The 10,504-nt window shown below is 73.1% G+C and carries 10 protein-coding genes; 4 read left to right on the top strand and 6 right to left on the bottom strand.

Annotation, left to right across the window (positions count from 1 at the left end; all coding sequences use genetic code 11):
* Positions 1–179: 179 nt before the first annotated feature.
* Positions 180–1,028, bottom strand: coding sequence for a siderophore-interacting protein (locus tag ACFYYB_RS24965; RefSeq protein WP_389437508.1), 849 nt, complete (start codon positions 1,026–1,028; stop codon positions 180–182).
* Between the two features lie 61 nt (positions 1,029–1,089).
* Positions 1,090–1,995, bottom strand: coding sequence for a 5'-3' exonuclease H3TH domain-containing protein (locus tag ACFYYB_RS24960; protein ID WP_389437895.1), 906 nt, complete (start codon positions 1,993–1,995; stop codon positions 1,090–1,092).
* Positions 1,996–2,183: 188 nt separating this feature from the next.
* Here ACFYYB_RS24960 and ACFYYB_RS24955 point away from each other — a divergent pair, with 188 nt between their 5' ends.
* Together ACFYYB_RS24955 and ACFYYB_RS24950 are read left to right on the top strand one after the other, a co-directional pair.
* Positions 2,184–2,837: a helix-turn-helix domain-containing protein gene (locus ACFYYB_RS24955; protein ID WP_389437506.1), complete on the top strand. Its 654-nt coding sequence runs from the start codon at positions 2,184–2,186 to the stop codon at positions 2,835–2,837.
* A 14-nt stretch (positions 2,838–2,851) separates the two neighbouring features.
* Positions 2,852–3,568 (top strand): helical backbone metal receptor, encoded by a 717-nt coding sequence (locus ACFYYB_RS24950; RefSeq protein ID WP_389437505.1) that lies wholly within the window; start codon positions 2,852–2,854, stop codon positions 3,566–3,568.
* Here the strand turns inward: ACFYYB_RS24950 and ACFYYB_RS24945 are convergent.
* On the bottom strand, positions 3,565–4,728 hold the full coding sequence (locus ACFYYB_RS24945; protein WP_389437504.1) for a TDT family transporter: 1,164 nt from the start codon (positions 4,726–4,728) through the stop codon (positions 3,565–3,567). The two genes, ACFYYB_RS24950 and ACFYYB_RS24945, sit on opposite strands and share 4 nt — an antisense overlap.
* A 70-nt stretch (positions 4,729–4,798) precedes the next feature.
* On the opposite strand from ACFYYB_RS24945, the gene ACFYYB_RS24940 reads away from it, so the two are divergent.
* Complete coding sequence (locus ACFYYB_RS24940; protein WP_389437503.1) at positions 4,799–5,740, top strand: LysR family transcriptional regulator; 942 nt, start codon at positions 4,799–4,801, stop codon at positions 5,738–5,740.
* A 198-nt stretch (positions 5,741–5,938) separates the two neighbouring features.
* On the opposite strand, the gene ACFYYB_RS24935 is transcribed toward ACFYYB_RS24940, so the two are convergent.
* The 3 genes from ACFYYB_RS24935 to ACFYYB_RS24925 all read right to left on the bottom strand — a co-directional run bounded on the left by ACFYYB_RS24935 (position 5,939) and on the right by ACFYYB_RS24925 (position 9,025).
* A complete protein-coding gene (locus ACFYYB_RS24935) occupies positions 5,939–6,640 on the bottom strand; it encodes a gamma-glutamyl-gamma-aminobutyrate hydrolase family protein (RefSeq protein ID WP_389437502.1) in 702 nt (233 codons plus the stop codon).
* Positions 6,641–6,669: 29 nt separating this feature from the next.
* The gene (gene eat / locus ACFYYB_RS24930) at positions 6,670–8,142 is read right to left on the bottom strand and encodes an ethanolamine permease (RefSeq protein ID WP_389437501.1); all 1,473 of its coding nucleotides are present in this window, start codon (positions 8,140–8,142) and stop codon (positions 6,670–6,672) included.
* A 136-nt stretch (positions 8,143–8,278) separates the two neighbouring features.
* A complete protein-coding gene (locus ACFYYB_RS24925) occupies positions 8,279–9,025 on the bottom strand; it encodes an FCD domain-containing protein (RefSeq protein ID WP_327307596.1) in 747 nt (248 codons plus the stop codon).
* Between the two features lie 77 nt (positions 9,026–9,102).
* Here ACFYYB_RS24925 and ACFYYB_RS24920 point away from each other — a divergent pair, with 77 nt between their 5' ends.
* Complete coding sequence (locus ACFYYB_RS24920; protein WP_389437498.1) at positions 9,103–10,482, top strand: glutamine synthetase family protein; 1,380 nt, start codon at positions 9,103–9,105, stop codon at positions 10,480–10,482.
* Positions 10,483–10,504 lie beyond the last annotated feature (22 nt).

Below are 10,504 nucleotides of genomic sequence, written 5' to 3'. Positions count from 1 at the left end.
GCGGGCGCGGGGGGGCGGGGGGGGGGCGGCGGGCGGGGGCGGCCCCCCCCCCCCCCGCCCCCCCGGCCCCCCCCCCCCCCCGCGGGGGGCGCGCCCCCCCCCCCCCGGCGGGGCGGGCCGGCAGGGGCCCGGGGTCCCGGGGTGTCCCGGGGTGTCCCGGGGACCCCGGCGCCGCCGGGTCAGGACGCGGCGGCTGCCAGGGGGCGTTCCTGTTCGGCTTCGACTTCCGCGTTCCAGTCGCGCTTGATCGCGCGCCAGCCCTCGTCCGTCTCGCCCAGGCGCCAGTAGCCCGAGATGGACAGGCGCTCGCGGGGGATGCCGCGCTCGACGCGCAGGTGCTGGCGCAGGGATCTGACGAAGCCGGCCTCGCCGTGCACGAACGCGTGTACGTCGGAGGAGGGGAAGGTCAGGGCCTGGACGGCCTCGGCCAGCGCCTCCCCGATCGGGCGGGAGCCGCGGTGGATCCAGACCGGGGCGATGCCGTCGGGGGTGGTGATCTCGAGTTCGTCGAGCGGGCCCTCGACCTCCACGAGCGCGTGCACCTGCGCCCCGGCGGGCATCCGCTCCATCGCCGCGCCGATCGCAGGCAGCGCGCTCTCGTCGCCGACCAGCAGGTGCCAGTCGGCGACCGGGTTCGGGGCGTAGGCCCCGCCCGGGCCGAGGAAGCGTACGAGTTCACCCGGCTGGACGCGGGCGGCCCAGGGGCCGGCCAGGCCCTCGTCGCCGTGGACCACGAAGTCGAGGGTCAGTTCCAGGAGGATCGGGTCCCAGGCGCGCACCGTGTACGCGCGCTGGCGCGGCCATTCCTCGCGGGGGTGGACGGCCTTGATCCGGTCCAGGTCCCAGGGGGTGGTGTAGGTGACTCCGTCCGGTGCGAAGAGCAGTTTCACGTAGTGGTCGGTGAACCTGCCCGCGCCGAATCCGGCCAGACCCGCACCGCCCAGCACGATCCGCACCATGTGCGGACTCAACCGCTCGGTCCGCACGACCACTGCGGTGGCGACCTTGCGGGCTCGTCCTTCTGCCACGACGTCTCCCTGACTCTCCGACCCTGACTCCGTGAAGCTTAGGATTACCTAAGTTAGCACCTCAGAGGCGAAGTGCGCTGCCCAGACGTTCCACTGCTCCACTCAGGCCCCACCTGTGCGCGAGCGCCGCGACCAGATCCGGCTGTGCCGCAGTGGCCGGGAGCGCCGGGTCGAACGGCGGAAGCGGAACGTCCGAGGCGACCTGGACCACCTTCGGGGCGACCGCCAGATACGGCCTCGATTCGTCCAGCCGCTTGCGCTGGGTGGGGGTCAGCTTCGACGTGGGGTCCTCGATCGCCGCGATGATTCCGGCCAGATCCCCGTAGGCGTCCAGCAGCTTCGCCGCCGTCTTCTCCCCGATGCCGGGAACGCCCGGCAGCCCGTCGCTCGGGTCCCCGCGCAGCAGCGCCAGATCGGCGTAGCCGGGGCCGTCCACCCCGTACTTCTCGCGGAGCCAGGCCTCGTCGGTCACCTGGAGGGTGCCCACGCCCTTCAGCGGGTACAGGACCCGGCGCCGCTTCGCGTCGTCGACCAGCTGGTACAGGTCGCGGTCGCCCGTGACGATGTCAACCGGGCCGGTGGCGCGGCCGGTCAGGGTGCCGATCACGTCGTCGGCCTCGTACCCGGCGACCCCCACCCGGGCGATGCCGAAGGCGTCCAGGGCCGCCTCGATGATCGGGACCTGCGGGGCCAGGGTGTCCGGGGTCTCCTCGACGTCGGGGCCGCTCGGAGTCTCCTGCGCGACCCGGTGGGCCTTGTAGGACGGGATCAGTTCCACCCGCCAGTGGGGACGCCAGTCGGCGTCCATGCAGGCCACCAGGTCGTCGGGGCGGTGGTCCTGCACGAGGCGGCCGATGAAGTCGAGCAGGCCGCGGACGGCGTTGACCGGAGTGCCGTCAGGGGCCTTCACGGAATCGGGCACGCCGAAGTACGCGCGGTAGTAGAGGGAAGCGGTGTCCAGGAGCATCAGGCGTCGTGTCGTCGTCACGGTCACGATGATGCACCGAGGGCAAACGGAAAGTGGCGCGGGTGCGGCCCGCTCTGCTCGTGAGCGCGAAACCGGGGCCGGTTGCTGCGTAAGGTGCTTACAGCACACCAATGTGCGATGTGCGACGTGCGACGGACCGACCGGGACAAGGGGAGGGCAGCCCCGCCATGGACGACAGGGACGGCACCGACGGCAAGAACGGACGCGGAGCGACGATCGGCGCGGACGACAAGGAGCGGGATCGGGACAAGGAGTCCAAGGAACCGCTGCGGGTGGGCGTGGCCGTGCGCAAGAGACGCCGGGCCCTGCAGCTGACGCTCGCGGCGGTGTCCGCGCGCAGCGGGCTGTCGGTCCCCTTCCTGAGCCAGATAGAGAACGAGCGGGCCCGGCCCAGCATGCGGTCCCTGGAGCGGGTCGCCGACGCGCTGGAGACCACGGCCGTCGATCTGCTGGCCGCTTCCGACACCGCCCGTACGGTGGACCTCGTACGGGCCGGCGACGAGTCCGCGCTGACTCCCGTTCCCGGCGTACGGCCCCTCGTGCGCGGGCACCACCAGCTGCACGCGCTGGAGTTCACCGGGGACCAGGACGCGGGCCGCGAGTACCAGCACCGCAACGACGAGCTGATGTACGTGGTCTCGGGCGCCTGCCAGGTGGAGGCCGAGGGGCGGGCGTACCGGCTGGAGAACGGGGACGCGCTGTTCCTGTCCGGCGGGGTGCGCCACCGCTGGCGGGCCGTCACCGAGGACACCCGGATCCTGATCGTCGCGGTCGGCGAGCACATCCACGCGACCTCCGAGCCGCCCTCGCCGGGACAATGACCGGGACGGGGGCCGTGCGGGTCGTTTCGCTGGTGCCGTCCCTGACCGAGGCGGTGGCCGTGAGCGCGCCCGGGGCGCTGGCCGGGGTGACCGACTGGTGCACGCACCCGGCCGCCGCTCTGGAGGGCGTGGCGCGCATCGGGGGGACGAAGAACCCCGACGTGCGGGCGATCGCGGAGCTGCGCCCGGATCTGGTCCTCGCCAACGAGGAGGAGAACCGGGCCGCGGACCTGGCGGCGCTGCGGGAGGCCGGGCTGGAGGTGCTGGTCACCGAGGTACGGGACCTCCCGCAGGCCTTCGCCGAACTGGACCGGGTGCTCGTGGGGGCCATGGGGCTGAAGCGGCCCGGGTGGCTGGCGGACGCGGAGGCGGCGTGGGCCCGCGTGGAGCCCGCCGGACCGCCGCGAACGGCCTTCGTGCCCATCTGGCGCCGGCCCTGGATGGTGCTGGGCCGCGACACCTTCGCCGGGGACCTGCTGGCCCGCCTCGGCGTGCGCAACGCCTACGCCGGGCACGCGGAGCGCTACCCCCGGATCCCGGCGGCCGAGCTGGCCGCCGCCGGCTGCGAGCTGGTGGTGTTCCCGGACGAGCCGTACCGCTTCACGGCCGGGGACGGGCCCGAGGCCTTCCCCGGTATCCCCGCCGCCTTCGTCGACGGCCGCCACCTGACCTGGTACGGCCCGTCCCTGGCGGAGGCGCCGGCGGCGTTGGCCGCCGCGCTGCGGGCCTAGCGGGGCGCGGCCAGGAGGCGGCCGGTCCGCAGGCCGCGCAGGGTGTTCGCGGCGGCCAGGAGCCAGGCGGTCAGCAGGGCCAGGAAGAGGGCCGCGGCCAGCCAGGAGAAGGCGGCGAGGCCGGTGTGCCGGGCCAGTCCGGCGGCTCCGGTGACGCAGGTGCCGACGGGGAAGGTCAGCGCCCACCAGGTCATGGCGAACCCCATGCCGCCCCGGGCGGCCCGCAGCAGCATCGCCGCGGCCAGCGCCAGCCACAGCAGCGCGAATCCCATCACGGGGACCCCGTAGACGACCGCGAAGGCGGAGAGGGCGCCGGAGTACCGGCCCGCCATCGACTGCCCGGCCAGCGACTGGGGAGCCATGTCCGCGAGGGAGTTCACCGCGGTGGTGGACTGGCCGAGGGGGCCCAGGACCAGGAACAGGGTCGGGGTGAGGACCAGGGGGAGGGGGCCGTGGAAGATCAGCCGGCCGAAGATCAGGGGGAGCAGCAGCAGGGTGGCCAGCAGGCTGAGGCCGAACATCGCGTAGCAGCCGAGCAGCATGGCCTCGCGGGCCTGGCCGGCGGGGAGGTGGGGGATGAGCAGCGGGCCGAGCGCCGCGGAGACCATGGGGGCGACCACGGGGAGCAGCCAGACGGGGGTGGCCTGGTGGGCCTCGACCTTGTGGCGGACCACCATCAGGTAGGGGACGGCGACGGCCGCGAGGAGGCCTATCGCGGTGCCCGCGGTGAACAGGACGGTGTCCACGGCCACGGCGGCGGGGACCCCGATGAGGTCCTTGCCGACGATGAGCGCGCCTCCGCCGACGGCCAGCAGGGCCATCGAGAGGCAGCCGTAGAAGGGGGCCACGGCGGGGTCCAGCAGGTGGGCGCGGGCCTGGTCGCGGTGGTGGAGCCAGTGGCCGGCGCGGGCGGTCAGCAGGACCGCGAGGGCGGTGGCGGCCAGCACCCAGAAGATCTGGCAGGCCACGCGCTGGCCGGGCAGCTGGTACGGGAGGGTCGCGCCGGCATTGGCGATGATCGCCGTGCCCATGACGGAGGCGTACCAGTTGGGGCCGAGGTGCCGCAGGGAGGGAGCCTTGTGGGCTGTGGTGCCGGTGGTTGCGCGGGCGGCGCCGGTCCCGGAGGTGGTGGGAGCGGGGTGTACGAGGGTGGTGGCCATGGATCCAGCGTCCCGCCGGGAGGGGCCGGACGGCAGGGGGCGCCTTCCTATGAGGGCATAAACTGAAGTTATGGGTAATGGGCGCGGTCATGAGGAGTGGGTCGAGGGGCAGCTTCCGCTGGCGCACCGGGTTCCGGACCTGGGGGCCATGGAACTGCTGCTCGCGGTCGCGCGCACGGGCAGCCTCAGCGCCGCCGCGCGGCGGCTCGGGATCACCCAGCCCGCCGCCAGCAGCCGGATCCGGGCGATGGAGACCCGGCTCGGGGTCGCGCTGGTGGACCGCTCTCCGCGCGGGTCGACGCTGACCGCGGAGGGCGCGCTGGTCACGGACTGGGCCCGGCGGGTGGTGGAGGCGGCCGAGGCCTTCGACGCGGGCGCGCAGGCGCTACGGGGCCGCCGCGACTCCCGGCTGCGGGTCGCCGCCAGCATGACCATCGCGGAGTACCTGCTGCCCGGCTGGCTGATCGCGCTGCGCGGGCAGCGGCCGGACACGGCGGTGTCGCTGCACGCGGGGAACTCGGCGGTGGTGGCGGAACGGGTGCTCGCGCACGAGGCGGACCTTGGCTTCGTGGAGGGGCTGAGCGTGCCGGAGGGACTGGACTCGGTGGTCATCGCGCAGGACCGCCTCGTGGTGGCGGTGGCCCCCGGGCACCCCTGGGCCCGGCGCACGCGCGGGGTGGAGCCGGCGGAGCTGGCGGCGACCCCGCTGATCCTGCGGGAGCGGGGGTCGGGGACCCGGCAGGTCCTGGACGCGGCGCTGGCCGGGTGCGGGGGGCTGGCGGAGCCGCTGCTGGAACTGGCTTCCACCACCGCGGTGAAGGCGGCGGCGGTGAGCGGGGCCGGGCCGTGCGTGCTGTCGGAACTGGCGGTCGGGGACGAGCTGGCGGGGCGGCGGCTGGTGTCCGTGCCGGTGCTCGGGGCGGGGCTGGAGCGGGAGCTCCGCGCGGTGTGGCCCGCCGGAGCCCGTCCGGCGGGGCCGGCGCGCGACCTGCTCGCGCTGACCCGGCGCTGACCCGGGGCCCGGACCGGAGCCCGGCTCGGAGCCCGGGCACCGGCCGCGGGTGTGCCGCTGCGCGGGGCGGAGTCCCTACCCTCCCCCGGACTCCGTCCGGGGGACCCCCGGTTCCACCGTTCCCCGGGGCTCCGCACCGGACCCCGGTCCTCGAACGCAGGGCGGCTGGAACGACCGGGCCCGGCGGGGCTGGATGGGTCAGGCCCCGGACGGCTGAGACGACGCGGCGGTGATCAGGGCGGACATGACGCGGGTGTCCTTGTCCAGTTCCGGGTGCCATTGGACGCCCAGGGTCCAGGGCGCGGGGGCGGGGAGTTCGATGGACTCCACCGTGCCGTCCGCGGCGTGGGAGGAGGCGATCAGGCCGTGGCCCAGGCGGTCCACGGCCTGGTGGTGGTAGGTGGGGACCTCCGACTCCTCCGGGACCAGGGCCGCGTACAGCGTGCCGGGGACCGGGGTGACCGGGTGCCAGGAGACCACGCCGGGGCTCAGCACGTGGCCGTCGATGTGTTGGACGAGGGTGCCGCCCAGGGCCACGTTCAGCGCCTGCATGCCCCGGCAGATGCCGAGCAGCGGCGTGCCCGAGGCCAGGGCCGCGGAGATCAGGGAGAGTTCCCACGTGTCGCGCTGGGTCGCGGCCGGTCCGGTGCGGGGATCGCGCGCGGCCCCGTACCGGACCGGGTCCACGTCGGGGCCGCCCGCGATGACCAGGCCGTCCAGTCGGCTCAGCACCTCCGCCGCCGCCTCCGGTTCGTCCGGCGGGAGCAGCACGGCGGTGCCGCCCGATGCCTGGACGAGCTCGTAGTACCCGGTGGGGATGAGGGCGGTCGGGACGTCCCACACCCCGTAGCGGGTGGATTGCTCGACGTAGGTGGTGATGCCGATGAGCGGCCTGGGCACGGGAGTACCTCCGGGAGGGGAAGGGTGGATCAGTCGCGGGAAAGCTCGGCCTCGGCTTCCGCCAGTGCCGCGAACTCCTCCTCCGGAGCGGAGGCCACCAGGTGGTGGCGACTGTAGAACGCGAAGTAGGCGAGGGCGACGGCGTACACGGCCAGGGCGATGAATGCCGCGTCCTTGTCCACCAGGAAGGTGGCGACCAGGGCCGAGAGAGCCAGGACGAAGGCCACCGTGGAGGTCACGATGCCGCCCGGCGTGCGGTACGGGCGCTCCAGGCCGGGCTCGCGGCGCCGCAGCACGATGTGGGAGAGGGCCATCAGGGCGTACGAGATGGTCGCGCCGAAGACCGCCATGTTCAGCATGCGCGGGCCGTTGCCGGTGGCGGCGGCGAGCGCGAAGCCGATGGCGCCGGGGATGAGCAGGCCCAGGTACGGGGCCTTGCGCTTCGAGGTCAGGGAGAGGAAGCGCGGGAGGTAGCCGGCCCGGGAGAGGGCGAACAGCTGGCGGGAGCCCGCGTAGATGAGGGAGAAGAAGGAGGCCACCAGCCCGGCCAGGCCCGCGTAGTTGACGAAGGTCTTCAGCCAGGACAGGTCCGGGTCGCCCTCCAGGGCGACGACCAGCGGGTTGCCCGCGTCCTTGATGGCGTCGGCTCCGCGCGCGCCGGTGGAGGCGAGGAAGGTGATCAGGGCGAGCAGCATCAGGATGCCCATGGAGATCGACAGGGCGCGCGGTACCGAGCGGACCGGGTCCTTGGCCTCCTCGGCGGCCAGCGGCACGCCTTCGACGCCGAGGAAGAACCACATGCCGAAGGGGAAGGCGGCCCAGATGCCCAGGATGCCCAGGGGCAGCCAGGAGCTCGCGCCGGCGGCGGAGGTGTCGACGGCGATGTTGTCGAGGTTGGCGGGGTCGAACTGGGTGAAGGCGCCGACGGCGAAGACGACCAGCGCGATCACGGCGATGGCGGTGACGATCAGGGAGAAGCTGAGGGCTTCGCCCACGCCCCAGAGGTGGATGCCTATGAAGACGACGAAGCAGGCGAGGTAGACGGGCCAGCCCGAGGTGAGGCCGAAGAGGTTGAGGGACTCCACGTAGTCGCCGATGAAGATGGCGATGGCGGCCGGGGCGAGGATGTACTCGATGAGGATCGCGGTGCCGGTGAGGAAGCCGCCCCAGGTGCCGAGCGCCCGGCGGGCGAACCCGTAGCCGCCGCCCGCGGTGGGCAGGATCGCCGACAGCTCGGCGAGGGAGTAGACCAGGCACGCGTACATCGCGCCCATCAGGACGGTGGCGATGGCGAGGCCGCCGAAACCGCCCTGTGCGAGGCCGATGTTCCAGCCGGAGAAGTCGCCGGAGACCACGTACGCGACGCCGAGACCGGTCAGCAGCAGCCAGCCGGCGCTGCCGCGGCGCAGGGTGCGGCGCTCCAGGTAGCCGTCGGTGCCGTTCTCGGGGGACGGGTTCTGTTCGGGTACGGCTGCCAGCCGTGCGCCGGTGTCGTCGGCCATGTGCGCTCCTGCCTAGGGCAATGGTTGTGGGGCGTACCTTTGCCGCTCGGGCGTGGCGGGCGCAAGACCCCTGCGTTAAACGGGGGTTACGAATGCCTCTCGGCCGCCTCCGCGGGCCCTCCCGGCCGCCCCGGGTTCAGGTCAGGAACCCCCGCAGCAGCGCCGCCGTGCCGCAGCAGTGCTCGCGCATCACCTCGCGGGCCGCCGCCGGGTCGCGGTCCAGCACCGCCTCCACCAGGGTGCTGTGCTGCTGCTGCGAGTGCTCCAGGTTGCGCACCAGCAGCGGAATGCAGTCCAGCAGGTCGTTCACGGTGGCCCGGACGGCCGCGTACTGGGCCGTCAGGGTGGCGGATCCGGCGAGTTCGCACAGGGTGAGGTGGAAGAGCGTGTCCTGGCGGCGGTAGTCCGGCAGCGGGGCGTCGTGGGTGGCGGTCAGGGCGGCGAGCAGCCGGTCGGTGTCCCGCTCGGACAGCCCCTGGGAGGCGCACAGGCCGGCCGCGCCCACCTCCAGGACCTCGCGGAAGCGCAGGACGTCCTCGATGTCCACGCCCGCGACCCGGCGCCGCAGCTCCTCCTCGGTGCCCCCGGCCGGCGTGTCGGGGCGCGGCAGGACAAACGTTCCGCCGTACCGTCCGCGTCGGGCCTCCACCAGGCCCTGGTCCTGGAGCACCTTCAGCACCTCGCGGAGCGTCACCCGGCTGATCCCCATCCGCTCGGCCAACTCGCGCTCCGGCGGGAGCCGTTCCCCGCCCGGTACCAGCCCGAGCCGGACCACCTGGAGGATCTGCTCCAGCGCCTCCTCGAATCCGTTGCCCGCCCGCACCTGTCGCAGTACGGGATTGAGCCGTCGTGCGGCCTCGTCCTCGCTCGCCGTATCGGTCATCTCGCCTCCTCCCCTTCCCAAGCAATGGTTCTATTCAATACCTTAGGCCTCCTCGGCTCACCGAAGGAGAGAATCCCGTGGTAGACCGCAAGCCGCCGCTTTCGACCGAGGAACTCCGCGTTCTCGTCGCCAGCGGTGAAATCGACACAGTGGTCCTGGCCTTCCCCGACATGCAGGGGCGCCTCCAGGGCAAGCGGTTCGCCGCACAGTTCTTCCTCGACGAGGTCCTCCAGCACGGCACCGAGGGCTGCAACTACCTCCTCGCCGTCGACACGGACATGAACACCGTCGACGGGTACGAGATGTCCTCCTGGGACCGGGGCTACGGCGACTTCGCCATGCACCCCGACCTCGCCACCCTGCGCCGGATCCCCTGGAACCCGGGCAGCGCCTTCCTCCTCGCCGACCTCGCCTGGAGCGACGGCTCGCCCGTGGTCGCCGCACCCCGGCAGATCCTGCGCCGCCAGATGGAGCGTCTCGGCGAACTCGGGTACACCGCGATGGTCGGCACCGAGCTGGAGTTCATGGTCTTCCAGGACACCTACGAGCAGGCCTGGAACTCCAACTACCGCGGTCTGACCCCCGCCAACCAGTACAACATCGACTACTCCGTCCTGGGGACCGGCCGGATCGAGCCCCTGCTGCGCCGCATCCGCAACGAGATGCAGGCCGCCGGCCTGGTCGTGGAATCGGCCAAGGGCGAGTGCAACCTCGGCCAGCACGAGATCGCCTTCCGCTACGACGAGGCGCTGACCACCTGTGACCAGCACTCCGTCTACAAGACGGGGGCCAAGGAGATCGCCGCCCAGGAAGGCGTCTCGCTCACGTTCATGGCCAAGTACGACGAGCGCGAGGGCAACTCCTGTCACATCCACCTCTCGCTCTCCGACGCCGACGGACGCAACGCGATGGCCGGTGAGGGGCCGGACGCACACGACCACGGCGGTATGTCACCCGTGATGCGCCACTTCCTGGCCGGCCAGCTCGCCGCGCTGCGCGACTTCTCCCTTCTCTACGCCCCCAACATCAACTCCTACAAGCGTTTCCGGCCGGGATCCTTCGCGCCGACCGCCGTCGCCTGGGGGGTGGACAACCGGACCTGCGCGCTCCGGGTGGTCGGCCACGGCCGCTCCATGCGCTTCGAGAACCGCCTGCCCGGCGGCGACGTCAACCCCTACCTCGCCGTATCCGGCCTGATCGCGGCCGGGCTCTACGGCATCGAGAACCGCTTGGAGCTGCCCGAGGCCTGCGCCGGAAACGCCTACACGGCCGACTTCGCGCACGTCCCGACCACCTTGCGCGAGGCCGCCGAGCTCTGGGAGAACAGCGAGATCGCCAAGGCCGCCTTCGGCCCGGAGGTCGTCGCCCACTACCGGAACATGGCCCGCGTCGAGCTGGACGCCTACGACTCCGCCGTGACCGACTGGGAACTGCGCCGCTCCTTCGAACGCCTCTAGGGCGCCGCCCTACCAGATCCAC

The sequence above is a fragment of the Streptomyces sp. NPDC002886 genome, assembly GCF_042888445.1.
Classification (GTDB): domain Bacteria; phylum Actinomycetota; class Actinomycetes; order Streptomycetales; family Streptomycetaceae; genus Streptomyces.
The sequence above is the reverse complement of the archived record's forward strand: the minus strand, read 5'-3'. Positions and strand labels throughout refer to the sequence as shown.